A 23,534-nucleotide genomic window follows, 5' to 3' on the forward strand; every position below is an offset into this window, starting at 1 on the left:
ACCTATCAATGACATGACCAAATTTGTCTTCGTCACCGGCGGTGTGGTGTCTTCCCTGGGCAAGGGAATCGCCTCCGCCTCCCTTGCCGCGATCCTCGAATCGCGGGGTCTTAAAGTCACCCTCATCAAGTTAGACCCCTACATCAACGTCGATCCGGGCACCATGTCGCCGTTCCAGCACGGCGAGGTTTTTGTCACCGATGACGGGGCCGAAACCGACCTTGACCTTGGCCACTACGAGCGTTTCATCGAAACGCGCATGAAGAAAACCAACAACTTCACCACCGGACGCATCTACCAAAGCGTCTTGGAGAAGGAACGCCGCGGCGACTACCTCGGCAAGACGGTGCAGGTGATTCCGCACGTCACCAACGAAATTCAGGACTACATCAAGCGCGGCGCAGGCATGGGTACGGCCGATGCGGTCGATGTCGCCATCGTCGAAATTGGCGGCACCGTGGGCGATATTGAATCGCTGCCGTTCCTGGAAGCCGTACGCCAGCTCAGCCTCAAACTCGGTCCCAACAACACCGCCTTTGTGCACCTGACCTATGTGCCGTTCATTGCCGCCGCCGGCGAGCTGAAAACCAAGCCGACGCAGCACACGGTGCAGAAAATGCGCGAAATCGGTATCCAACCCGACGCGCTGATCTGCCGCGCTGACCGTGCCATTCCAGACGAAGAGCGCGCCAAAATCTCGCTGTTCACCAATGTGCCCGAGTGGGGCGTGATCAGCATGTGGGACGTGGACACCATCTACAAGGTACCGCGCATCCTGCACGAGCAAGGCCTCGATGGCCTGATTTGCGACAAGCTGCGCCTGAACACGCCGCCGACCAGCCTCAAGCGCTGGGACGCGCTGGTGTACGAAACCGCCAACCCGCAAGGCGAAGTCACCGTCGCCATGGTCGGCAAATATGTCGATCTGTCAGACAGCTACAAATCCGTCAACGAAGCGCTGCGCCACGCCGGCATGCACAACCATGTACGTGTGAAGATCGAGCATTTGGACTCCGAAACCATCGATGCGAGCAACGCCGCTGAGAAGCTGGCGAAATACGACGCCATTTTGGTGCCCGGCGGCTTTGGCCTGCGCGGTGTCGAAGGCAAGATCTCCACCGCCCAATTTGCCCGCGAACACCAAGTGCCCTATCTCGGCATTTGCCTCGGCATGCAGGTCGCCACCATCGAATACGCGCGCCACGTGGCCCATCTGCCCGGCGCCAACAGTACCGAATTCGCCCCCGACACGCCGCACCCGGTGATTGCACTGATCAACGAATGGAAAGATGCCGACGGCAGTATCCAGACGCGCGACGCCAACTCCGACTTGGGCGGCACCATGCGCCTGGGTGCGCAAAGCTCGGACGTGCAGCCCGGCACTCTGGCGCACAGCATTTACGGCGATGTAGTGACCGAGCGCCATCGCCACCGCTATGAAGCCAACGTCAACTACCTAGATCAGTTGCGCAAGGCCGGCTTGGTAATTTCGGCGCTGACGCAGCGTGAGCACCTGACCGAAATCGTTGAACTGCCGACCAGCGTGCACCCGTGGTTTGTCGGCGTGCAGTTCCACCCCGAGTTCAAATCCACGCCGTGGGACGGCCACCCGCTGTTCAACGCCTTCATCAAGGCCGCCATCGTGCGCCAGAAAATGACCAGCGCCGTGCCTTCAGCCTCCCCAGAGCCTGCGGCCACCGCCAGCAGCGCAGGAGCCACAGCATGAAACTGTGTGGCTTTGACGTCGGTCTGGAGCATCGCTTCTTCCTGATTGCCGGCCCCTGTGTGATCGAGTCGGAGCAGCTGCAAATGGATGTGGCCGGCCAGCTGAAAGAAATCACCGCCTCGCTGGGCATTCCGTTCATCTTCAAAAGCAGCTTTGACAAGGCCAACCGCTCCTCGGGCAGTACCTTTCGTGGCCCCGGCATCGACAAAGGGCTGGAAATTTTGGCCAAAGTGAAGCGTGAACTGGGTGTGCCGGTATTGACCGACATCCACGACGAAGCACAAATCGCCCAAGTCTGCAGCGTGGTGGATGTGCTGCAAACCCCGGCATTCTTGTGCCGCCAGACCGATTTCATCCGCGCAGTCGCGCAGTCGGGCAAGCCGGTGAACATCAAGAAGGGCCAGTTTTTGGCGCCGCACGACATGAAGAATGTCATCGACAAGGCCCGTGCCGCTGCACGCGAAATGGGCCTGAATGAAGACAACTTCATGGCCTGCGAGCGCGGCGCCAGCTTTGGCTACAACAACCTGGTGAGCGACATGCGCAGCCTGGCGATCCTGCGCGAGACGGCTGCGCCGGTGGTGTTTGATGCCACGCACAGCGTGCAACTGCCCGGCGGCCAGGGCACCAGCAGCGGCGGTCAGCGCGAGATGGTGCCAGTGCTGGCACGCGCAGCTGTCGCCGTGGGCGTGGCGGGATTGTTCATGGAAACCCACCCCAACCCCGCACAAGCCCTGAGCGACGGCCCCAACGCTGTGCCCCTGAAACACATGAAAGCACTGCTGGAAACTTTGGTTGCCCTGGACGCCGTGACGAAAAAGAATGGTTTTCTGGAAAACGACTTTAGCGTCTGACGCAGATACAACTGGCCCCGGCACCAGCGCAACCAACGCCTGCCAGGGCTTTTTAATGACTATCATTAAAATAGCTAATACCGCACACCCGATAAGGGTTTGAAGCCATTTTCATCTTAAATCATGACGGTTTGATTGCCGTTATGTCCTCTTTGCAAAACTCCTGAAAGAAAAACCATGAGCGCCATTGTTGACATCGTAGGCCGTGAAGTGCTGGACAGCCGCGGCAACCCCACCGTTGAATGCGACGTGTTGCTGGAATCAGGCATCATGGGCCGCGCTGCCGTGCCCTCAGGCGCCTCCACCGGCTCGCGCGAAGCCATTGAACTGCGCGACGGCGACAACAGTCGCTACCTCGGCAAGGGCGTGCTCAAGGCAGTGCAGCACATCAACACCGAAATCTCCGAAGCCGTGCTGGGCCTGGACGCTTCCGAGCAGGCCTTCCTTGACAAAACCCTGATCGACCTGGACGGTACTGACAACAAAGGCCGCCTGGGCGCCAACGCTATCTTGGCCGTGTCCATGGCCGTGGCGCGTGCTGCGGCCGAAGAGTCGGGCCTGCCGCTGTACCGCTATCTGGGCGGCATGGGCGGGATGCAACTGCCGGTGCCAATGATGAACGTCATCAACGGTGGTGCACACGCCAACAACACCCTCGACATCCAGGAATTCATGATCGTGCCAGTGGGCGCACCGAGCTTTCGCGAAGCCGTGCGCTGGGGCGCTGAGGTGTTCCACGCGCTGAAGAAAATCATCCACGACAAAGGCATGAGCACCGCCGTGGGCGACGAGGGCGGCTTTGCCCCGAGCGTGGAAAACCACGAAGCCGCCATCCAGCTGATCCTGCAAGCCATCGACACCGCTGGCTACACTGCCGGCGAGCAGATTGCTCTGGCGCTGGACTGCGCAGCCAGCGAGTTCTACAAAGACGGCCAATATCACTTGGCCGGCGAAGGCTTGGCTTTGAGCGCTGAAGCCTGGACCGACATGCTGGCGACTTGGTGCGACAAGTACCCGATCATCAGCATTGAAGATGGTATGCACGAAGGCGACTGGGCCGGCTGGAAGGTGCTGACCGACCGCCTGGGCAAAAACGTGCAACTGGTGGGCGACGACCTGTTTGTCACCAACACCAAGATTCTGAAAGAAGGCATCGACAAGGGCATTGCCAACTCGATCCTGATCAAGATCAACCAGATTGGCACTTTGACCGAAACCTTCGCGGCCATCGAAATGGCCAAGCGCGCCGGCTACACCGCCATCATCAGCCACCGCTCGGGTGAGACCGAAGACAGCACCATTGCCGATATCGCTGTGGGCACCAATGCCGGGCAGATCAAGACCGGCTCCCTGAGCCGCTCCGACCGCATGGCCAAGTACAACCAACTGTTGCGTATCGAAGAAGACCTGGGCGACATCGCCTACTACCCTGGCCGCAGCGCGTTCTACAACCTGCGCTAAACAGCTCCTGCTGACCGGCACACACCACACACTGACCATCCATGGGCTCTCGCATCGTCCCCATCGTGCTGCTGGCCCTGCTGGGCGCACTGCATGTTCAGTTGTGGTCTGGCCGGGGCAGTATTCCGCGCGTGCAAGCCATGCAACGCCAGCTGGCCGAACAAAAAGCGGCCAACGCCAACGCCAACCAAGCCATCGTTCGGCTGGCGTCCGAAGTCAACGACCTGAAAGAAGGTCTGGATATGGTGGAAGAAAAAGCACGCAGTGAGCTGGGCATGGTCAAGCCCAACGAAATTTACGTGCAATACACGCCCTGAAGCGGGACATGGCACTGCGGCTGCAGCGGTTGTGACTGCAGACCGCACTTGCACACTTCCAGCCGCAACAGCACTGGGATAGAGTCATAGCGACTTACATGGTTCTTTGAGTCCTCGCCAAAGCTTCTGATGGTGCGAACTCCCTTGCAGGGTGTGGCGGTGATTGGTGTGACCCTTTCGCCCGGGTGAAATTTCTGTTTTTGGCAACAGATAAAATAATTCAATATTCGTTGTATCATTGATTCATGAAAGAAGATGAAGTGGTTCGTGCATTGGCTGCATTGGCTCAAGAGGTGCGCCTCAGAGTTTTTCGCGCTTTAGTGGTGGCAGGCAATGAAGGGCTTACGCCCGGTGCGTTGGCCGAGCAGCTAGCGGTGGCGTCCAACACCCTGTCGTTTCACCTGAAGGAGCTGGCGCGGGCGAACCTGATCAGCCAAGAACGCCAAGGGCGAAACCTGATCTACCGCGCATCGTTCACAGCAATGAACGAACTACTGCGCTACCTCACCGAAAACTGCTGCCAAGGGGCAGAGTGTCTGTCGCCAGAGGCGATTTCCTGCCACTGCGAAACCAAACCCTTCGGCTGCTAACTCCGTCAAATCATGACCACCACACCCCCCTTGAACGTCCTCTTCCTATGCACGCACAACTCCGCTCGCAGCATCCTGGCCGAGGCGCTGCTCAATTCCATCGCCGGTGATCGCTTCAAGGCCTATTCGGCTGGCAGCAGCCCCCGCGAAAACCAGCACCCCCACCCACTGGGTCTACAGACACTCCAAGCGGCAGGCCTCAGCACCGAGGGACTGCGTAGCAAGAGTTGGGACGAATTCGCTGCACCCGGCGCACCGCACATGGACTTGATCGTCACCGTCTGCGACAACGCCGCTGGTGAGGTATGTCCCGTATGGCCCGGGCACCCCGCAACCGCCCATTGGGGCTACCCCGATCCCTCAGAAGGCAATACTTCTGATGCACAAAAACGCGAAGCCTTCCGCAAAACGCTGCACACACTTAAACGCCGCTTGGAGCTTCTGATCAACCTGCCTGCCAGCAAGCTCGGCATATCGAGCCTGCAAGAGTCCGCTCGCGATTTGGCTTCGCAATAACCAACTTTCTCAGTTTCAATCAGGCGGTATGTATGGGTTTGTTTGAGCGGTATCTGACACTATGGGTGGCTTTGGGCATTGGGGCTGGCGTAGGGCTGGGATTGGTGATGCCCGGTGTTTTCCAAACCGTGGCAGCGCTTGAAGTGGCGCAGGTCAACCTGGTCGTTGCCCTCCTCATCTGGGTAATGATTTATCCGATGATGATCCAGATCGACTGGCACGCGGTGAAGGATGTGGGCCAGAAGCCGCACGGCTTGGTGCTGACGCTGGTCGTCAATTGGTTGATCAAGCCCTTCACCATGGCCGCGCTGGGCCTCCTGTTTTTTCGGTATGTGTTCGCCGATTGGGTAGCGCCGCAACTGGCCAGCGAGTACATCGCCGGCATGATCCTGCTCGGCGTGGCGCCTTGCACGGCCATGGTCTTTGTGTGGAGCCAGCTCGTTAAAGGCGACGCCAGCTACACGCTGGTGCAGGTCTCGGTGAACGACCTCATCATGGTGGTCGCCTTTGCCCCCATCGCGGCCTTGCTGCTGGGTGTGACGAATGTCACTGTGCCCTGGGAAACATTGGTGCTCTCGACCGTGCTCTATGTGGTACTGCCCCTACTGGCGGGCATGGCCACGCGCCAGATACTGGTCAAACAATCTCCCGGCGCGCTGGGCCATTTCGTCGCACGCCTCAAACCCTGGTCGGTGGTGGGTCTGATTGCCACCGTCGTCTTGCTGTTTGGCTTTCAGGCGCGCACCATCGTCGATCAGCCTTTCGTGATTGCGCTCATCGCCGTCCCGCTGATCCTTCAGACCTATGGCATTTTCTTCATCAGTTGGTGGGGCGCCAAACAGCTCAAACTGCCGCACAACATTGCCGGCCCAGCCTGCTTGATTGGTACGTCGAATTTCTTTGAACTGGCGGTAGCGGTGGCGATTTCGCTGTTTGGCTTGAATTCAGGTGCCGCACTGGCCACCGTGGTGGGCGTGCTGGTGGAAGTGCCGGTGATGCTCTCCTTGGTGACCATCATCAACGCCTGGCGCCCAGAGGGCGCCTAAACAAGTCAGCGTACCTGCCTTGCAGTTCGAACGAAAAGGAATCGAGATGGACACCACAGCTTCAGGATCAGAAAATAGCCAGTGCGACAGCCCCATCGGCTTTCTGGTCAAACCGACCCGCCATCTGTTCTTCACCGGCAAGGGCGGCGTCGGCAAGACGTCACTGTCCACTGCCACTGCGCTGACACTGGCCGACGCCGGCCAAAAAGTACTGCTGGTCAGCACGGATGCGGCGTCGAACCTGGACGAAATGCTCGGCGTGGCGTTGCGCAACCGCCCGACGCCCGTGCCCGGCGCGCCCGGTCTATGGGTACTGAACATCGACCCAGACAACGCCGCAGAGGCCTATCGGCAGCGGGTGGTGGCGCAAATGGGTGCCGCCGCCAGCGAGACCGAGCGCGCCACGGTACGCGAGCAACTGTCGGGTGCCTGCACTACGGAGATTGCCTCCTTCGATGAGTTTGCCTCGTTGCTGTCCGACGATGCCGAGCATTTCGACCACATCGTTTTCGACACGGCACCGACTGGCCACACCTTGCGTCTGCTGAGTCTGCCCAAGGCGTGGAGCGGATTTCTGGCCGGCAATGACCGCGGTGCCTCGTGCCTGGGGCCGCACTCGGGGTTGAAGATACAAGAGGAGCGCTTCAAGGCCGCGTTGCAGGCATTGAGCGATCCGGCCCTGACCACGGTGGTGCTGGTCACCCGCGCTGACAAGGGTGCCATCACCGAGGCAGCGCGCACCTCGGAAGAGTTGCATGCACTCGGCTTGAACAACCAGCGTCTGGCGATCAACGGCGTGTTCCATGCCAGCGACCGCAGCGATGCCGTGGCCTGCGCCATCGAAGATTTAGGACAACTGGCACTGAACGAAATGCCGCAGTCGCTTAAGCGCCTGCCACAGGACCAAGTACCGCTGCGAGCCTTCGATACCGTCGGCTTGCCCGCCCTGCGCGCCTTGCTGTCATCCGCCGCGCCGATCGCCACGGCGGTGCCAAGCGTCTCCGCTTCACAAATCAGCTTTGTCCAAGGACTCGCTGCCTTGGCCGATGAACTGGCCACGGCCGATCACGGCTTGATCATGGTCATGGGCAAAGGCGGCGTCGGCAAGACCACGGTGGCGGCGGCCTTGGCGCTGGGGCTGGTGCAGCGCGGCAAAACCGTGCACTTGAGCACCACGGACCCGGCTGCGCACCTGGCCGTGACGCTGGAGGGCGAGGTGCCGGGACTGCGGGTCAGCCGCATCGATCCCCAGGTCGAAACCCAGCGCTACATCGACAAAATCATGGCCGCCAAGTCGCCCGGCCTGGATGCCCAAGAGCAAGCTCTGCTGCTGGAAGACCTGCACTCGCCTTGCACCGAGGAAGTGGCGGTTTTCCATGCCTTCTCGCGCATCGTCAGCGAAGGGCGCAGCGCCTTTGTGGTGCTGGACACGGCGCCCACAGGGCATTCGATGCTGCTGATGGACGCCACCGGCGCCTACCACCGGCAGATGGTGCGCGAGTTTGAAGGGCACGGCGCAGGACGCATGGTCACGCCGCTGATGCGGCTGCAAGACGCTGCCTACACCAAGATCATTCTGGTGACCCTGCCCGAGGTAACGCCGGTATCGCAGGCCGCTGCCTTACAGGAAGACCTGCGCCGCGCCAACGTCGAGCCCTATGCCTGGGTGCTCAACAAGAGTGTCCTCGCGGCCGGCACACACGACCCGCTGCTGGCGGCGCGGCTGGTAAGTGAACACAAGCAGATCGAACGCCTATCCGCCGGCCTAGCCCAGCGCCTGTTCACGCTACCGTGGCTGACAGTTCCGCCGATCGGCTTGGTCGAGTTATCCAAACTGGTTCTGACCGCCATATAAAGCGTAGAGCAGAATAATCTGCGCATAGTGGTTTACTGCACTGCGTTTGGCGCCGGCGCTTGGGCCACAACGGGTGCGGCAAAAATCTGCGCTGCATCCACCGGATCGAAGCGGTATTGCTGACCACAGAACTCACAGGCCACCTCGATCTGTCCTTGCTCGGCCAGAATACTGTCGGCCTCTTCCACCCCCAGGCTGTGCAACATGCGGCCAACGCGCTCGCGGCTACAGGTGCAGGCAAAGCGCGGGCCATCCGTGCCCTGTTGGGGCTCAAAGCGCAGCAGCGGCTCTTCCCAGAACAGGCGGTGCAAAATGGTTTCCACGTCCAGAGTCAGCAATTCATCGCGCGTCAGGCTGGCGACCAAGGTGGCAATGCGGTTGTAGTCTTCGTTGCGCCCGATCTGGTCTTCGTCGTGTTCTTTATCGTGCCGCGCCGCACCGCCAGAAATATTACCTTCACCCTTGACCGGCATCCGCTGCACCAGCAGGCCCGCGGCCACCTGGTCGTTGGCGGCCAGCACCAGCGTGGCATCGAGTTGCTCGGACTGCAGCATGTAGTGCGCCAGCACATCGCTCAGGTGATCCAGTTTGCGCCCCTGCGCATCCACCAGCGGCACCACGCCCTGGTAGGGCTGCTGGCCCGGAAATTTATCTTTTGGGTCCAGCGTGATGGCGCAACGCCCGCCGCCGTGCACATTGACCAGCGCACCCAAACCCGCGCCCTCCGGCACCTCACCCTTGAGGCTGGCAGTGGCGCGCAGGCTCAGGTCAGACTGCACCTCGGCCACCGCCAGCTTGACCGGGCCATCGCCAAAAATCTGCAGCACCAGCGCGCCGTTGAATTTGATGCCGGATTGCATTAGTACGCCAGCAGCGGCCATTTCGCCCAGCAGTTCGCGCACCGGCACCGGGTACGGCTGCGAGCTGGTATTGGCCACACGCCGGCCCAGCATCTCGGTCCAGGCATCGGTCAGGCGCACGATGGCACCGCGTACCGGTTGGTCATCAAATAAAAATCGGTGAAGTTCAGACACGCCAGGGGTTCCTGCAAGTGAAAAAAATGCCATGCCCTGGGGCAGGGCAAAACACGTTTTCAGGCGATTTCGTTCAAACCACGCTGAAAACGCTGCGCATTGTCGATGTAATGCTGCGCACTTTGGCGCAAACCCTCGATTTGCAAGGGCGTGAGTTCGCGCACCGCCTTGGCGGGGGCACCAATAATCATCGAGCCGTCCGGGAATTCCTTGCCCTCGGTGACCAGCGCCCCAGCGCCGACCAGGCAATTTTTGCCAATTTTGGCGCCGTTGAGCACGATGGCGCCAATACCGATCAGCGACCCATCACCCACCGTGCAACCGTGCAACACGGCCTGGTGGCCTACCGTGACATACTCGCCAATCAACAGCGGCTGACCGGCATCAGCGTGCAACACGCTGGTGTCCTGGATGTTGGAGCCAGCACCGATGGTAATGCGCTCCATGTCGCCACGCACCACCGTACCAAACCACACACTGGCCCGTTCGCCCAGCACCACGTTGCCGATCACCTGCGCGCTGTCGGCCACCCAGGCCGTATCAGCCACACACGGAGTGACGCCATCGAGTTCATAAATTGCCATGGATTGATCCTGTCTTGGTAGGTTGTGTGCTCAACGCGCTCGTCAAGCGCCACCCGGCACCGGGGTTCCTACAATTGTAAGGATGGAACTTCGTCAACACGCCTTGCAAGTCTTGGGCCTTACTAATCCCGAGCAAAAATCCGCTGAAACGCTTGCCATGCAAGCGCTATCAGCTACATATTCAATAGCTGACAAGGCGCCCGTACGTGCCGCCGAGGCACCGCCCTTGCCCGGCCATCCGCAGCGGCCGCTGCTGGTGCGCCACAACGAGGTAGCGCAGCGCTCGCCGGCCAGCTTGGAAGGGCGCGCCATCCTGATCCACGCCATTGCGCACATCGAGTTCAACGCCATCAATCTGGCGCTGGACGCCATCTGGCGCTTTGACGGTATGCCGCGCGACTATTACCTCGACTGGCTGCGTGTGGCTGCGGAAGAAGCCCAGCACTTCAATCTGCTGCGCGCGCACCTGCGCACCCTGGGGCGCGACTATGGCGACTACCCGGCCCATCAAGGCTTATGGACGATGTGCGAGAAAACCGAACACGACGTGCTGGCACGCATGGCACTGGTGCCGCGCACCATGGAGGCCCGCGGTCTGGACGCCACCCCGCTGATCCAGCGCAAATTGCGCCAAGTGGGCGCGCCCGACGCGCTGGCGGCGGCGGACATTCTGGATGTGATCCTGCGCGAAGAAGTGGGGCATGTTGCGATTGGTAACCATTGGTACCGTTGGTTGTGCCTGCAAAGCCACCTCGACCCGCAAGAGCATTACCCAAGTCTGGTACAACAGTATCAGGCTCCACGCCTCAAGCCCCCCTTTAACGAAACTGCCAGGCGCCAAGCCGGATTCAGCGAGGCTGAGTTGCAGTGGTTGCTACAAAACTGAGACGAATCGCCTTCTAGAGCGAATTTTTGACCCCTATTTTTTGCCCATTTCGCGGGCTTTCCAATCGAAATCCTGACTATGTCCAGCCTTCCCGCCCCCAGGACTTGTCCTCCCGATCCTCCGCAAGAACACTCGTCCTCGGTTGCCCTGATCGCCCGCCAGGCCATCGTCAATGCCCAGCATGTGGTGATCGGCTACGAGCTCTTCAACCGCTCACGCTCGGGGCCTACGCATACGGCGGCCACCGACGTGGCGCTGGTGTTCACGGCGCTATCGCACGCGGGCAGCGACGAACTGGTCGGTAAAAAACTCATCTTCGTCAATTGCACGCATGAAAGCCTAGCCGGCGGCCATCTCGAACTGATCGAACCGGACAAGGTGGTGCTGGAAATCCCGCCCCTGGGACACGCTGCCTCTGAAGAAGTCGCCACGCGCCTTCCGATTTTGACCAGCCTGCGCCAGCGCGGTTTTCATCTGGCCTTCAACCACACCGTACTGCAGTCAGCCTATGCGCCGTGGCTACCGCTGGCCGATTACATCAAGCTGGACCTGTCACTGCTCGCACTGGATCAGTTGGCGGTCCTCATCAAATACGCCAAACGCCACTCCCAGGCCAACCTGATCGCTGAAAAAGTCGAAACCGCGCAGCAATACGACATGGTGTCGAGTCAGGGTGTGCAATTGTTCCAAGGTTACTGGTTTGCGCGCCCCGCCTTGGTGCACGCCAAACTGGTCACGCCGACACAAACCAGCATCCTCGGCCTGATCAACCTAGTGCGCGCGCAGGCCAGCACGGACGAGATCGAAGATCTGCTGAAAAAAGACGCCGGTCTGGCGTTCAACCTGATGCGGCTCATCAATTCGTCAGGTTTTGGCATGGCCCGCGAGATCACTTCGTTTCGCCAAGCCGTCATGCTGCTCGGCCTGAAAAAACTGTTCCGCTGGGCAGCGCTGCTCCTGACCACATCGCGCAGCAGTGGTACGCCCTCGTCGGTAGGCCAGACCGCAGTCGTGCGCGGTCGGCTGATGGAGCTGCTGGCCCTCGAAAGTGGCATGGAGCAAGAAGACGCGGACCAGGCCTTTGTGGCGGGTATTTTTTCACTGCTCGACATCATGCTGGGCTTACCCATGGAGGCGGCGCTGAAGCTGCTACGTGTGCCTGGGCCGGTGGAAGAGGCGCTGATGCACCACACCGGTGTGCTGGGCAATCTGCTCAGCTTGGCACAGGCGTGCGAGTCCAATGACGACGATGCCTTTGACCGTGCAGCCAGCGTGTTGCGCCTGAGCAGCCAGCAAATCAACGGTGCCCATTTACAGGCGCTGGTATGGGTCGATCACATCGGCGACTGAACTGCAGCACTGGCGGCTCTGCCATAAAACCACTGCTAGCCTAAATGCAGTCGGTCTGGGGGTAGTTTTTTCTTTCGATAATGCAAATTCGATAGCCTCCTAGAATCAACGCTCAACCATCTTCTCGCCACCCATGCCCCACACCCTTGCCCACCCCGCCACAGCCGACGACGCCGAGGCTTTCAAGGCCGACAATGTGGCCGTGATTGCTCGCCAGGCGATTGTTGATGCCGGGCGTGCCGTGTTTGGCTACGAGTTATTTGACCGCTCGACCACCTCACACGCCCACACCGCGGCCACCGATGCGGCGCTGCTGTTCAATGCGCTCTCCTCTTCCGGCATCAAGGCGCTGGGGGGCAAAAAACTGGTGTTCATCAACTGCACTCACGAAAGCCTGGCGGGCGGACACCTGGAGTTAATTCACCCGGAAAAGGTGGTACTGGAAGTGCCGGCGCTGCCCGCAGACGCCACCACCGATGACATCGAATACCGCATGTCCACCCTGGTGGGGCTGAGCAAGCGCGGCTTTCGCCTGGCCTTTGACCAGCAGACGCTGCTCCCGATCTACGCCCGGTGGCTGGCGCTGGCGGCGTTCATCAAGCTGGACATGACCACCTTCACGCCTGACCAGGCGCCGGGACTGGTGAAATTCGCCCGTGCGTACTCGCGCGCCCAGCTCATCGCCGAAAAGGTCGAAACCGCCGAGCAGCACGCCCTGATGGCCGATCTGGAGGTCAAGCTATTTCAGGGTTACTGGTTCTCCAAACCGGCGCTGGTCAAGACACAAACCTTGCGCCCTTCGCACGCCATCATCATTCAGCTGATCAATCTGGTGCGCAACCAGGCTGAGGCCACCGCAATTGAAGCGGTGCTGAAAAAAGACCCGACGCTGTCCTTCAACCTGCTGCGCTTCATCAATTCTTCAGGTTTTGGCCTGTCGTGTGAGATCACGTCGTTTCGCCACGCGGTGATGATCCTGGGTTTCAAAAAGCTCTTTCGCTGGGCTGCCATGCTGCTGACCACGTCGCGCGCAGACAACGCATCACCGGCCATCGGCACCACGGCGGTGGTGCGTGGGCGCCTCATGGAGCTGCTCGCCTCTGAGCTACTGTTGCCTGAAGAGTGCGACAACGCCTTTGTCGTCGGTATGTTTTCCATGCTCGACACCATGCTGGCTATCCCCATGGAAGAAGCCCTGGACTCGCTGGCGCTGCCACAGCCTGTTGTAGACGCGTTGCTGTACGGCACCGGGGTGTTTGCCCCCTTTCTGGCGCTGACCAAGGCGTGCGAAAGCAACGATGATGCGGTGTTCGCGCACCACGCCGAGGCCCTGAACCTGACCAGCCGCCAAGTCAATCTGGCCCATCTGCAAGCCCTGACCTGGGCTGACAACCTCGACCAGAATTAAAACCCGTTGCCGGCCTCAGAACAGCTTGGGCAGGCCCGGTATCCTGCGCCGTGAATTACGCACTGCTTCTTTTCCCCGACTTCTCCCTGATCCTGTGCGGCTACCTGATTTGCCGCCATACGGCGCTGAACCGCTCGGTCTGGCAGCCGGTGGAGAGCCTGGTCTATTACCTGCTGTTTCCGGTGCTGCTGTTCCAGTCGATCATTAAAAGCCCGATCGACGCCGGCGCCGCCTCCAGCCTGATGGCGGCAGGCATATTGCTCAGCCTGACCGGCATCGCCCTGGCCTACCTGCTGCCACGCCTGCCGTGGCTGGGGCGGCAACTGGACGCGCGCGACCACGCCGCCAGCGCGCAGGTGGCATTTCGCTTCAACTCCTTCATTGGTCTGGCGCTGGCCGAACGCCTGGCGGGCGCCGAAGGTCTGCAGATGATTGCCGTGCTGATTGGCGTATGCGTGCCCTTGCTCAACATCGGCGCCGTCTGGCCCATGGCACGCCAGGGGCAGCACAGCTTTGCGCGCGAACTGCTGCGCAACCCGCTGATCATCGCCACGGTCTCGGCATTGGCGTGCAACCTGCTGGGCCTGCAGATTCCCGGCTGGCTGGCGCCCAGTGTCAGCCGCATCGGTGCGGCCTCGCTGGCCCTGGGCCTGATGGCAGCGGGCGCCGGAATGCAATTTGGCCTGCTCACGCGCAGCAAGAGCCTGTCGGTGTCGGTGCTGGCGATTCGCCACCTGCTGCTGCCGCTGGCCGCCTGGGCCATTGCCCGGGCCTTGCAGCTGGATGCCCGGCAAACCACCGTGCTGCTGGCGTTCTCGGCCCTGCCCACCGCCTCCTCATGCTACGTGCTGGCCGCGCGCATGGGCTACAACGGGCCATATGTGGCTGGGTTGGTGACGCTGTCGACGGTGCTCGGTCTGGCCAGCCTGCCGCTGGCGCTGAGCGTGCTACGCTGATGTTTTTGCAGCGTCTTAAAATATCAAAAATATAGCTATCAGCGCTTACCAGATAAGCGTTTGAGGCCTATTTGACCTATATTCCTTGCGCCAAACCCCAGGCCACATGCTCACGCACCAACGCACTCTCATGCTGCGCGCACGTGTGCAGCGCGGCGCGCAACTCGGCACTACCGGTGGCGCGCAACCCGTTGCCCAACGCCACGGCAATGTTGCGCAACCAGCGCTCATGGCCAATGCGGCGGATCGGTCCACCCTCGGTCTGGCGCAAAAACGTCGGCTCGTCCCAGGCAAACAAGTGCACCAGTTGCTGACCCGACAAGCCGGCGCGCGCATCAAAGTCGGGCAGACTGCTGACTTGGGCGTATTTGTTCCACGGGCAAATCAACTGGCAGTCGTCGCAGCCATAAATGCGGTTGCCGATTAGCGGGCGCAGCTCCAGCGGAATCGGCCCGGCATGTTCGATGGTCAGGTAAGAGATGCAGCGGCGTGCATCCAGCCGGTGCGGCGCAATGATGGCCTGCGTTGGGCAGACATCCATGCACGACTGACAACTGCCACAGTGCGCGCTGACCGGCGCGCTGGGGGGCAGCGCCACGTCGATATAAATCTCGCCCAGAAAGAACATCGAGCCGGCATCCCGACTCAGCACCAACGTGTGCTTGCCGCGCCAGCCCTGGCCGCTGTGCGCTGCCAGCTCGGCTTCGAGCACCGGCGCCGAATCGGTAAACACCCGGTGGCCCAGCGGGCCGATGGCCTCGGCAATGCGGTCGCTAAGCTTTTGCAAGCGCGCACGCAACACCTTGTGGTAGTCGCGGCCCCGGGCGTAGACCGAGACGGCGCCTTGCGCCGAATCGGCTAAGCGCGCAAACTCCAGCGCCTGCCAGCCCTCGGGCGTGGTACGCGGCAAATAATTCATGCGTGCCGTGATCACGCTCACCGTGCCCGGCACCAGTTCGGCCGGACGCGCGCGCTTCAAGCCGTGCGCCGCCATGTAATGCATCTCGCCATGGAAGCCCTGCGCCAGCCACTCCATCAACCCTGGCTCGGCACAAGACAGATCGACCCCGGCCACGCCAATTTGGGAAAATCCCAGCTCGTGCGCCCATTGCTGAATTTGAGGAACAAGTTGACTGCTGCATACCACCATCGCCCGATTGTAGGAAACACCACTGTCGCCCCCGCCGCGCTGGTCCACCAAGTCACCTGGCGCAGTGAGGACGATACCGCCGCCTTTGCCCGCCAACTGGCCGCGCAGCCTTTGCTGGCCAACGCTTTCATCACCCTGCACGGCGATCTGGGCGCGGGCAAGACCACGCTGGTGCGCCATCTGCTGCGCGCCTTGGGTGTGGACGGGCGCATCAAAAGCCCGACCTACGCCGTGGTCGAGCCACACGAAGCGCCAGGTCTGGCGATCTGGCATTTTGATTTTTACCGTTTCAGTGACCCGCGCGAGTGGGAAGATGCGGGCTTTCGGGACATCTTTGCCAGTCCGGGCCTCAAGCTGGCAGAATGGCCGCAAAAAGCCGCAGCGCTGATTCCTGCTGCGGATATTGCTATTGATATAGAAGTATTTGATGACACCGAACGGCGTGTGACACTGCAAGCACACACTGCCCGAGGTCATACTTTGCTGCAAGGAATGAGCGCATGAACCCTGCACCCACCCCACCGCCACCCCACCCACCGGCCACCTCGCGCCGCAGCCTGCTACAAGCGGGGAGCTTGGTACTGCTGCTGGGAACGCAGCATATTGCGCGTGGTGCCACCATCATGGCCGTGCGTATCTGGCCAGCGCCCGAATACACCCGCGTCACCATCGAGTCCGACAGCGCGCTGCGTGCACGGCAGTTCTTCGTCGCCACACCGCCGCGCTTGGCGGTGGACATCGAAGGCATTGACCTGAACCCGGCACTGCGCGAGCTGCTGGCCAAAGTGCGCCACGACGACCCCAATATTGCCGGCATCCGCGTCGGTCAGAACGCCCCCGGCGTGGTGCGCTTGGTGATCGATCTGAAACAGGCGGCACTGCCCCAGGTATTTACCTTGCCACCCATTGCGGCCTACCAGCACCGGCTAGTGGTCGATCTGTACCCTGCAGAGGCTATCGACCCGCTCGAAGTGCTGATCACAGAACGGCTGCGGGACAAGACCACCGGCGCCGCCAAAAGCATGGCCGCAGCTCCTGCGCAGCCCCTACCGCCGCCAACCGCCAGCGCGCCCGATCCACTGGAAGCGCTGATTGCCCGGCACGCAGCGCTTCCCGCCAGTGCGACAGCTGCAGCGCCAACGCCAGCACCGCTGACAGCACCAGCACCAGCACCAGCCGTGGTAGCGGCTGCCCCAGATCCCGCACCCGCCCCAAGCGCTCCCCCTCCCCCGGCGCGGCGCACTGACCGCCTCATCATCATCGCGCTCGACCCCGGCCACGGCGGCGAAGACCCCGGCGCTATCGGTCCCAAAGGCACGCGCGAAAAAGACGTGGTCTTGAAGGTGGCACACCTGCTGCGCGAACGCATCAACGCCACCAGCGTCGGCGGTAACCCGATGCGCGCCTTTCTGACGCGCGACGGCGACTACTTTGTGCCCCTGGGCACGCGCGTACAAAAAGCCCAGCGCGTACAAGCAGATCTGTTTGTCAGCATCCACGCAGATGCCTTCACCACGCCCGAGGCACACGGCGCCAGTGTCTTTGCCCTCAGCCAGGGCGGGGCATCGAGCAGCGCCGCGCGTTGGCTGGCGAATAAGGAAAACCAGGCCGACCTGGTGGGTGGGCTGAACGTGCGCGCCAAAGACCAGCATGTGCAGCGCGCGCTGCTGGACATGAGCACTACGGCGCAAATCAACGACAGCCTGAAACTTGGCAGCGTGCTGTTGGGCGAGATTGGCGGTATGGCCAAGCTGCACAAGCCGCGCGTCGAACAGGCTGGTTTTGCCGTACTCAAGGCGCCGGACATCCCCAGCGTACTGGTGGAAACCGCCTTCATCAGCAACCCCGAAGAAGAGGCCAAACTGCGCTCCAGTGCCTACCAGGAGCAACTGGCCGACGCACTGATGCGCGGCATCACGCGCTACTTCGCCAAAAACCCGCCCCTGGCGCGCAGCCGCACGGTGTAAACGATCAGCGCAGTGCTGCGCTGTGATCCGCTTTTCCAGCGCGCCAAGCGCCGACGATGGCGATCAAGCCGGGCACCAGAATCAGCGCCCAGATGATTTTGTCCAGGTGCTGCCGGACCCAGGCCAGGTTGCCAAAAAAGTAACCGGCGCTGCAAATCCCCAGCACCCACAGCAGCGCGCCGCCGACATTGAACGCCGTGAACTTGCCGCGCCCCATCGCAGCCACACCGGCGACAAATGGCGCAAAGGTGCGAATGAAGGGCATGAAACGTGCGATGACAATGGTGATGCCACCGTAGCGCTCATAAAACGCATGCGCCTGGTCAAAAGCACGCCGATTGAACCAGCGCGAGTTCTCCCACTGAAACACCTTGGGCCCAAGGTAACGGCCGATGGAATAGTTGCACTGGTCGCCCAGCACCGCCGCCACGAGCAGCACGCCGACCGCTAGGGGAAAGCTCATCAACCCGGCACCGCACAGCGCGCCGACGATGAACAGCAGCGAGTCACCCGGCAAAAACGGCATCACGACCAAGCCGGTTTCAACAAACACGATGACAAACAATAGCGCGTAGACCCACGGCCCATAGGCCACGACAAACGCCTCCAGGTGCTTGTCCACGTGCAAGATGAAGTCAAGGAGGAACTGAATGATTTCCAAGAAAAAGTCCTTCCGAAGCGGCCAGGGCATGGTACAGATTGCCGCACTGTGCGTGGCCCGTACTGTAATGCTGCACGCACCAAGCCCTTTTTGTGACACTTGTTTTTTAACTCTACATTCAGGACATCGTCCGACAGCCGCACGGGCGCAATAGTCTTAGGATGGCTTTTAACCCGGCACTGCCACAAGGAGAAATCAAATGAAACATTCCATTTTTAGCACCGCCTGCGTACTGTCTGCGGCCTTGGCGCTGTGCGGGTGTGCCAGCAATCCGAGCAACGCCCAGATTGGCACTGGCGTCGGCGCCGTAGCTGGCGGTGTGGTCGGTGACGCCGTATTTGGCTCGACCTTAGGCACCATCGGCGGTGCGGCCGCAGGGGCGCTGATCGGTAACGAAGTCGGCAAGAACAGCGACCACAACCGACGCAGCCGCTGAGACGGCCGCTGCGCTGGCCTGCACGGTCGGCGCTGACACACCTAAGCTGCCTGCGGGCAGCTTTTTTTTGCTCTGCCTAAAATCGCTGCAGTGAACTCCCCTTTTTTTGCACCCGTACCCGCCCTCTCCCCGGTCCCGCCCGCTCGCCGCCCGATCCGTGAACTGCCGGACGAACTCATCAGCCAGATTGCCGCCGGCGAAGTGGTTGAGCGTCCAGCCTCGGTGGTGCGCGAGCTGGTCGACAATGCGCTGGACGCCGGCGCACGGCAGATCACTGTGCGTCTGTCGGCTGGCGGTGTGCGCCTGATTGCAGTGGAAGACGATGGCAGCGGCATTGCCCAAGCCGAACTGGCCGTCGCTCTGCGCCGCCACGCCACCAGCAAGATCACGGATCTGCACGACCTCGAAACCGTGGCCACCATGGGCTTTCGCGGCGAGGCGTTGGCCGCCATTGCCTCGGTATCCGACATGGCGCTGCTGTCGCGCCCGGCCGACCAGGCCAGCGCCTTTTTGCTCGATGCGCGCAGCGGCGAGCTGCGCCCGGTAGCGCGCAACACCGGCACCACGGTCGAAGTGAAAGAGCTGTTTTTTTCGACGCCAGCGCGGCGCAAGTTTTTGAAGACCGATGCCACCGAACTGGCCCACTGCATCGAAGCGGTGCGCCGCCACGCGCTGGCGCGCCCGGATGTGGGCTTTGCCCTCTGGCACCAGGGCAAGCTGGTGGAGCAGTGGCGCGCCACGCTAATAACTGGCAGCGATCTGCCTGAAGCCCTGGCGCGGCGTCTGGCCGATGTGTTGGGCGAAGATTTCGTCGCGCAATCGGTGCCGGTGCAGTACAGCGCCGGGCGCGTCAGCGTGACCGGCCGCGTAGGCCTGCCCGACGCTGCACGCTCGCGCGCCGACCAGCAGTACAGCTACGTCAACGGCCGCTTTGTGCGCGACAAGGTGATCACGCACGCCGCACGCAGCGCCTACGAGGACGTGCTGCACGGCCAACGCCAGCCGGTGTATGCGCTGTATGTGGCCATCGACCCGGCGCGTGTCGATGTCAACGTGCACCCGACCAAAATCGAAGTGCGCTTTCGCGACAGCCGCGAAGTGCACCAAGCCGTGCGCTATGCGGTCGAAGACGCTCTTGCGGCGCCCCGCGCTGCGGCCTTGGCCGCCGCCCTGGCCAGCGAGAGCAGCGCCAGCCTCACGCTACCCCAGGCTGCGGCAATAAAATATGAGCCAAATAGGCCTCAAACGCCCGTCCATCAAGCGCAAGAAGCTATACATTTTGATGAACGCAGCGGCCACCGTGTGACCGATCTGCAGGCACTGTGGGGCAGCCCAGCCGTACCCAGCGCCGCGCCACCGCTGTGGCGCGTGACAGACCAGCGTGCGGCACCGGCCACGGATGCCACGCCCGACCCGCAGGACAGCCCAACAGCCGCCGCCGTATGGCCGCTGGGCCGAGCGCTGGCGCAGCTACACGGCGTCTACATCCTGGCCGAGAACGCCCAAGGGCTGGTGTTGGTCGATATGCACGCCGCACACGAGCGCATCGTCTACGAACGCCTCAAGGCACAGGTGGACAGCAATGCTCGCATTACCAGCCAGCCGCTGCTGATCCCGGCCACCTTTGCCGCCACCGCCGAAGAAGTCGCCTGCGCCGAAGCCTGCGCCGACACACTGGCACAGCTCGGACTGGAGATCGTGCCGTTCTCCCCCAAAACCCTGGCGGTACGCGCCGTGCCGACCACGCTGGCACAGGGCGACGCGGTCGAACTGGCGCGCAGCGTGCTGGCTGAACTCAGCGTGCACGACGCCAGCACCGTGGTGCAGCGCGCACAAAACGAAATCCTCGGCACCATGGCCTGCCACGGTGCGGTGCGCGCCAACCGCCGCCTGACGCTGGATGAGATGAACGCTCTGCTGCGCCAGATGGAGGTGACTGAGCGCTCCGACCAGTGCAACCACGGCCGCCCCACCTGGCGTCAGCTCAGCATCAAGGAGCTGGACGCACTGTTCCTGCGTGGGCGCTAAGGCTTGCGTCCCATTGCGACCACAGCCTGCGCACTGCGGGCTTTTTTGTGGCTGCCCCAAACCAGGGAGACGCAGCCATCGCCTTGCCAAAACACTGCTTTTCATGGCCATAACGCACCACGATCGGGCATTTGCAGCGCCATCGCTCCATGCAATGCATGAACTTGGTGCATGAGACCACACACATTTGGTGCATGGAGCCATGAGTCTTTGGCATAATCCTGCGCTGCGGTGCGGCATTGCCCGTTTTTTTCATCCAAAAGGCTCTTAAATATGAAGTACGCGTCCGTAGACCAGTTCCTGGAACAGGTGGCTCAGCGCAACCCTGGTCAGCCCGAGTTTCTGCAAGCCGTGACCGAAGTCATGGAAAGCCTGTGGCCCTTCATTGAAAAGAACCCGAAATACGCCGACCACGGCCTGCTCGATCGTCTGGTGGAGCCCGAGCGCACCATCATGTTCCGCGTCTGCTGGACGGACGACCACGGCACGGTGCAAGTCAACCGCGGCTACCGCATCCAGCACAGCATGGCCATTGGCCCGTACAAGGGTGGCCTGCGCTTTCACCCCTCGGTGACACTGTCAGTGCTGAAATTCCTGGCTTTCGAACAGACTTTCAAAAACGCGCTGACCACGCTGCCCATGGGCGGTGGCAAGGGCGGCTCTGATTTCGATCCCAAGGGCAAGAGCCCCGGGGAAGTGATGCGCTTCTGCCAGGCGTTTGCCTCGGAGCTGTTCCGCCACATCGGCGCCGACACCGACGTGCCAGCCGGCGACATTGGCGTGGGCGGCCGTGAAGTCGGCTTCATTGCCGGCATGTACAAAAAGCTCAGCAACCGCGCCGACTGCGTTTTCACCGGCAAGGGCCTGTCGTTTGGCGGTTCGCTGATCCGCCCCGAAGCCACCGGCTACGGCACGGTGTACTTTGCTGACGAAATGCTCAAGACCCGCGGCAAGTCGTTCGACGGTCTGCGCGTGTCGGTGTCGGGCGCTGGCAACGTCGCCCAGTACGCGATTGAAAAAGCCATGGCTCTGGGCGCCAAGGTGGTGACGGTGTCCGATTCGAGCGGCACCGTGATCGACGAGGACGGTTTCACCCCTAAAAAGCTGGCCGAATTGATGGAAGTCAAAAACCATCTGTACGGTCGTGTCAGCGACTACGCAGCCCGCACCGGCACGCGTTTTGAAGCCGGCGTTCGCCCTTGGCATGTGGCAGTGGATGTGGCCCTGCCCTGCGCCACGCAGAATGAGCTAGATAAGAACGATGCAGCCTTGCTGATCCAAAACGGTGTGATCTGCGTCGCCGAAGGCGCCAACATGCCCTGCACCAACGAAGCCGCCAAGGCGTTTGAAGCCGCCGGCGTGCTATACGCACCGGGCAAGGCCAGCAACGCCGGTGGCGTCGCTACCTCGGGCCTGGAGATGAGCCAGAACGCCATGCGCCTGTCCTGGACCGCCGAAGAGGTGGACAACCGCCTGCTGATGATCATGCAAGGCATCCACGCCGCCTGCATCAAGCACGGCCAGCGCGCTGATGGCAGCGTGAGCTATATCAACGGCGCCAACGTCGCTGGCTTCGTCAAGGTGGCGGATGCCATGCTGGCGCAAGGCGTGCTGTAAGCGGCTGAAACACACAAGCAACAACGCAAAAAAAGAGGGCTTCGGCCTAATGCCAGTCAGTTAAGCCTTCGCATGGCCTGAAGTAAAAAGGGAAGCTGTTGAACAACTTCCCTTTTTTGTTCTATGAATTGATTGCAAAGCGAGCTCTCACACACTCTGGCACGCACCCCTGCCAGCTTGGATCAATTGAGCGCCTTGATCGGTCCCCCAGTGGATAAGCCAAGCCCTTGCCGCCACCGGCAAAGCCTCTGTGCGCAGACGCAAACTGCCTGCCGCGCATGTGGTCTGGCTGGTCATCGGCTTAGCGCTGTTTCGCAATCAACCCATCTGGCATGTTGTGCGCCAGTTGGATTTGACGCTGGACGGCCAACCTATCGCCGCACCCCGTGCCGCTTTGCAGGGCCGCCAGCGCTTGGGTCAGGAGCTGCTGCAGCAATTGTTCACCCTGCTGGCGCGCGCATGGACATCGGGTAGCTGCGCCCCTTGCGAGCGTGTGCTGGGCTTGCGCGTTCTGGCTGTCGATGGCGTAGTCTGGCCGACCCTGGATACGCCAGAGAATCGCCAATCCTTAGGCTGCAACTCCAATCAATAGGGGCCCGGTAGTCAACCCCAGATACGGGCTGTGTGTCTCATGGAGACCCATACCCAGGCGTGCGCATGGGGTTTCATGCGACCTCCATTGCCATCGTGGATCTGCTGCGCTTTGCACCGCTGGAATCGTCTGCCACGCTGCCCAGGCGCTTGGCGCTGCTGTTTTGTGCTGGTCTAATTTCCCTGGACACCTCGATAGGTGCAACCCACCTGGACGAGGAATATGAGCAAGAGAAAACGAAGGACATTCAACGCGGAGTTCAAGCTGCAGGTCGTGCAGATGATTCGTGTGCAGGGCTTGAGCGTCGGCGATGTCTGCCGCGACATGAAGCTTGGCGAGACGGCCGTTCGGCGATGGCTAGCCCAGGCTGATGAAGAGGCTGCAGGTCGCCCCGGTATCGGCAAGCCGCTCAGCGCTGAGCAGCAACGCATCCGCCAGCTTGAAGCCGAGAACAAGCAACTGCGCGGCGACGTCGATATCTTAAAAAAAGCATCGGCCTT

The 23,534-nt window shown here is 61.5% G+C and carries 23 protein-coding genes; 19 read left to right on the forward strand and 4 right to left on the reverse strand.

The features are described 5' to 3' along the window. Nucleotides 1-13 precede the first annotated feature (13 nt). The 8 genes from Q390_RS0113965 (at nucleotide 14) to arsA (ending at nucleotide 8,365) form a co-directional block, all read left to right on the forward strand. The gene (locus Q390_RS0113965) at nucleotides 14-1,726 is read left to right on the forward strand and encodes a CTP synthase (RefSeq protein WP_027996617.1); all 1,713 of its coding nucleotides are present in this window, start codon (nucleotides 14-16) and stop codon (nucleotides 1,724-1,726) included. Beyond that, nucleotides 1,723-2,580, forward strand: coding sequence for a 3-deoxy-8-phosphooctulonate synthase (kdsA, locus tag Q390_RS0113970; protein WP_027996618.1), 858 nt, complete (start codon nucleotides 1,723-1,725; stop codon nucleotides 2,578-2,580). Before Q390_RS0113965 ends, kdsA begins: the two co-directional genes overlap by 4 nt. A 177-nt stretch (nucleotides 2,581-2,757) precedes the next feature. Continuing rightward, nucleotides 2,758-4,041 (forward strand): phosphopyruvate hydratase, encoded by a 1,284-nt coding sequence (gene eno / locus Q390_RS0113975; protein ID WP_027996619.1) that lies wholly within the window; start codon nucleotides 2,758-2,760, stop codon nucleotides 4,039-4,041. A 41-nt stretch (nucleotides 4,042-4,082) separates the two neighbouring features. Beyond that, on the forward strand, nucleotides 4,083-4,358 hold the full coding sequence (locus tag Q390_RS0113980; protein ID WP_027996620.1) for an FtsB family cell division protein: 276 nt from the start codon (nucleotides 4,083-4,085) through the stop codon (nucleotides 4,356-4,358). Between the two features lie 245 nt (nucleotides 4,359-4,603). Continuing rightward, complete coding sequence (locus Q390_RS0113985; protein ID WP_027996621.1) at nucleotides 4,604-4,948, forward strand: ArsR/SmtB family transcription factor; 345 nt, start codon at nucleotides 4,604-4,606, stop codon at nucleotides 4,946-4,948. Between the two features lie 12 nt (nucleotides 4,949-4,960). Next, entirely contained in the window at nucleotides 4,961-5,464 is a 504-nt protein-coding gene (locus Q390_RS0113990) for an arsenate reductase ArsC (RefSeq protein WP_037473088.1), read from the forward strand. Nucleotides 5,465-5,496: 32 nt separating this feature from the next. Next, nucleotides 5,497-6,510, forward strand: a complete 1,014-nt coding sequence (gene arsB, locus Q390_RS0113995; protein WP_027996623.1) for an ACR3 family arsenite efflux transporter — start codon at nucleotides 5,497-5,499, stop codon at nucleotides 6,508-6,510. 46 nt (nucleotides 6,511-6,556) lie between these two features. Beyond that, nucleotides 6,557-8,365 carry an arsenical pump-driving ATPase gene (gene arsA / locus Q390_RS0114000; RefSeq protein WP_084153923.1) on the forward strand — a complete coding sequence of 603 codons (1,809 nt, stop codon included), beginning with the start codon at nucleotides 6,557-6,559 and terminating at the stop codon, nucleotides 8,363-8,365. Nucleotides 8,366-8,397: 32 nt separating this feature from the next. Here the strand turns inward: arsA and hslO are convergent, their stop codons facing one another. Beyond that, nucleotides 8,398-9,399 (reverse strand): Hsp33 family molecular chaperone HslO, encoded by a 1,002-nt coding sequence (gene hslO / locus Q390_RS0114005; protein ID WP_027996625.1) that lies wholly within the window; start codon nucleotides 9,397-9,399, stop codon nucleotides 8,398-8,400. A 59-nt stretch (nucleotides 9,400-9,458) separates the two neighbouring features. Further along, nucleotides 9,459-9,983, reverse strand: coding sequence for a gamma carbonic anhydrase family protein (locus Q390_RS0114010; RefSeq protein WP_027996626.1), 525 nt, complete (start codon nucleotides 9,981-9,983; stop codon nucleotides 9,459-9,461). Nucleotides 9,984-10,065: 82 nt separating this feature from the next. Between Q390_RS0114010 and Q390_RS0114015 the strand changes: the two genes are divergently transcribed. From Q390_RS0114015 to Q390_RS0114030, 4 genes are all read left to right on the forward strand, one after another. Beyond that, nucleotides 10,066-10,869, forward strand: coding sequence for a ferritin-like domain-containing protein (locus tag Q390_RS0114015; RefSeq protein ID WP_027996627.1), 804 nt, complete (start codon nucleotides 10,066-10,068; stop codon nucleotides 10,867-10,869). Between the two features lie 78 nt (nucleotides 10,870-10,947). After that, entirely contained in the window at nucleotides 10,948-12,219 is a 1,272-nt protein-coding gene (locus Q390_RS0114020; protein WP_027996628.1) for an EAL and HDOD domain-containing protein, read from the forward strand. A 133-nt stretch (nucleotides 12,220-12,352) separates the two neighbouring features. Next, nucleotides 12,353-13,627 (forward strand): EAL and HDOD domain-containing protein, encoded by a 1,275-nt coding sequence (locus tag Q390_RS0114025; protein WP_027996629.1) that lies wholly within the window; start codon nucleotides 12,353-12,355, stop codon nucleotides 13,625-13,627. Between the two features lie 50 nt (nucleotides 13,628-13,677). Continuing rightward, nucleotides 13,678-14,583: an AEC family transporter gene (locus Q390_RS0114030; RefSeq protein WP_027996630.1), complete on the forward strand. Its 906-nt coding sequence runs from the start codon at nucleotides 13,678-13,680 to the stop codon at nucleotides 14,581-14,583. Nucleotides 14,584-14,659: 76 nt separating this feature from the next. Here the strand turns inward: Q390_RS0114030 and queG are convergent, their stop codons facing one another. Continuing rightward, nucleotides 14,660-15,733 carry a tRNA epoxyqueuosine(34) reductase QueG gene (gene queG, locus Q390_RS0114035; protein ID WP_084153928.1) on the reverse strand — a complete coding sequence of 358 codons (1,074 nt, stop codon included), beginning with the start codon at nucleotides 15,731-15,733 and terminating at the stop codon, nucleotides 14,660-14,662. Between queG and tsaE the strand changes: the two genes are divergently transcribed. Together tsaE and Q390_RS0114045 are read left to right on the forward strand one after the other, a co-directional pair. After that, nucleotides 15,713-16,237: a tRNA (adenosine(37)-N6)-threonylcarbamoyltransferase complex ATPase subunit type 1 TsaE gene (tsaE, locus tag Q390_RS0114040; RefSeq protein ID WP_027996638.1), complete on the forward strand. Its 525-nt coding sequence runs from the start codon at nucleotides 15,713-15,715 to the stop codon at nucleotides 16,235-16,237. The genes queG and tsaE overlap by 21 nt on opposite strands. After that, a complete protein-coding gene (locus Q390_RS0114045; protein WP_027996632.1) occupies nucleotides 16,234-17,700 on the forward strand; it encodes an N-acetylmuramoyl-L-alanine amidase in 1,467 nt (488 codons plus the stop codon). Before tsaE ends, Q390_RS0114045 begins: the two co-directional genes overlap by 4 nt. A 4-nt stretch (nucleotides 17,701-17,704) precedes the next feature. On the opposite strand, the gene Q390_RS0114050 is transcribed toward Q390_RS0114045, so the two are convergent. After that, nucleotides 17,705-18,361: a DedA family protein gene (locus tag Q390_RS0114050; RefSeq protein WP_027996633.1), complete on the reverse strand. Its 657-nt coding sequence runs from the start codon at nucleotides 18,359-18,361 to the stop codon at nucleotides 17,705-17,707. 199 nt (nucleotides 18,362-18,560) lie between these two features. Between Q390_RS0114050 and Q390_RS0114055 the strand changes: the two genes are divergently transcribed. The 5 genes from Q390_RS0114055 to Q390_RS0114075 all read left to right on the forward strand — a co-directional run. Further along, nucleotides 18,561-18,797, forward strand: a complete 237-nt coding sequence (locus Q390_RS0114055; RefSeq protein ID WP_037473090.1) for a glycine zipper domain-containing protein — start codon at nucleotides 18,561-18,563, stop codon at nucleotides 18,795-18,797. A 90-nt stretch (nucleotides 18,798-18,887) separates the two neighbouring features. Then, a complete protein-coding gene (mutL, locus tag Q390_RS0114060; protein WP_027996635.1) occupies nucleotides 18,888-20,825 on the forward strand; it encodes a DNA mismatch repair endonuclease MutL in 1,938 nt (645 codons plus the stop codon). 273 nt (nucleotides 20,826-21,098) lie between these two features. After that, nucleotides 21,099-22,442: an NADP-specific glutamate dehydrogenase gene (gene gdhA, locus Q390_RS0114065; RefSeq protein WP_027996636.1), complete on the forward strand. Its 1,344-nt coding sequence runs from the start codon at nucleotides 21,099-21,101 to the stop codon at nucleotides 22,440-22,442. Nucleotides 22,443-22,656: 214 nt separating this feature from the next. Further along, on the forward strand, nucleotides 22,657-23,034 hold the full coding sequence (locus tag Q390_RS0114070) for a transposase domain-containing protein (protein ID WP_084153924.1): 378 nt from the start codon (nucleotides 22,657-22,659) through the stop codon (nucleotides 23,032-23,034). 222 nt (nucleotides 23,035-23,256) lie between these two features. Next, nucleotides 23,257-23,534 (forward strand): IS3 family transposase (locus tag Q390_RS0114075; RefSeq protein WP_027994889.1); only part of this gene is annotated, 278 nt, incomplete at its 3' end.

It is taken from the genome of Simplicispira psychrophila DSM 11588 (assembly GCF_000688255.1).
Classification (GTDB): domain Bacteria; phylum Pseudomonadota; class Gammaproteobacteria; order Burkholderiales; family Burkholderiaceae_C; genus Simplicispira; species Simplicispira psychrophila.

What these genes read in the sequence shown, in the direction of transcription:
- arsA (WP_084153923.1), top strand. Translation starts at nt 6,557, where the DNA reads ATGGACACCACAGCTTCAGGATCAGAAAATAGCCAGTGCGACAGCCCC.
- Q390_RS0113990 (WP_037473088.1), top strand. Translation starts at nt 4,961, where the DNA reads ATGACCACCACACCCCCCTTGAACGTCCTCTTCCTATGCACGCACAAC.
- gdhA (WP_027996636.1), top strand. Translation starts at nt 21,099, where the DNA reads ATGAAGTACGCGTCCGTAGACCAGTTCCTGGAACAGGTGGCTCAGCGC.
- Q390_RS0114020 (WP_027996628.1), top strand. Translation starts at nt 10,948, where the DNA reads ATGTCCAGCCTTCCCGCCCCCAGGACTTGTCCTCCCGATCCTCCGCAA.
- eno (WP_027996619.1), top strand. Translation starts at nt 2,758, where the DNA reads ATGAGCGCCATTGTTGACATCGTAGGCCGTGAAGTGCTGGACAGCCGC.
- queG (WP_084153928.1), bottom strand. Translation starts at nt 15,733, where the DNA reads ATGGTGGTATGCAGCAGTCAACTTGTTCCTCAAATTCAGCAATGGGCG.
- kdsA (WP_027996618.1), top strand. Translation starts at nt 1,723, where the DNA reads ATGAAACTGTGTGGCTTTGACGTCGGTCTGGAGCATCGCTTCTTCCTG.
- Q390_RS0113980 (WP_027996620.1), top strand. Translation starts at nt 4,083, where the DNA reads ATGGGCTCTCGCATCGTCCCCATCGTGCTGCTGGCCCTGCTGGGCGCA.
- Q390_RS0114010 (WP_027996626.1), bottom strand. Translation starts at nt 9,983, where the DNA reads ATGGCAATTTATGAACTCGATGGCGTCACTCCGTGTGTGGCTGATACG.
- arsB (WP_027996623.1), top strand. Translation starts at nt 5,497, where the DNA reads ATGGGTTTGTTTGAGCGGTATCTGACACTATGGGTGGCTTTGGGCATT.
- Q390_RS0114045 (WP_027996632.1), top strand. Translation starts at nt 16,234, where the DNA reads ATGAACCCTGCACCCACCCCACCGCCACCCCACCCACCGGCCACCTCG.
- Q390_RS0114015 (WP_027996627.1), top strand. Translation starts at nt 10,066, where the DNA reads ATGGAACTTCGTCAACACGCCTTGCAAGTCTTGGGCCTTACTAATCCC.
- Q390_RS0113965 (WP_027996617.1), top strand. Translation starts at nt 14, where the DNA reads ATGACCAAATTTGTCTTCGTCACCGGCGGTGTGGTGTCTTCCCTGGGC.
- Q390_RS0114055 (WP_037473090.1), top strand. Translation starts at nt 18,561, where the DNA reads ATGAAACATTCCATTTTTAGCACCGCCTGCGTACTGTCTGCGGCCTTG.
- Q390_RS0113985 (WP_027996621.1), top strand. Translation starts at nt 4,604, where the DNA reads ATGAAAGAAGATGAAGTGGTTCGTGCATTGGCTGCATTGGCTCAAGAG.
- Q390_RS0114025 (WP_027996629.1), top strand. Translation starts at nt 12,353, where the DNA reads ATGCCCCACACCCTTGCCCACCCCGCCACAGCCGACGACGCCGAGGCT.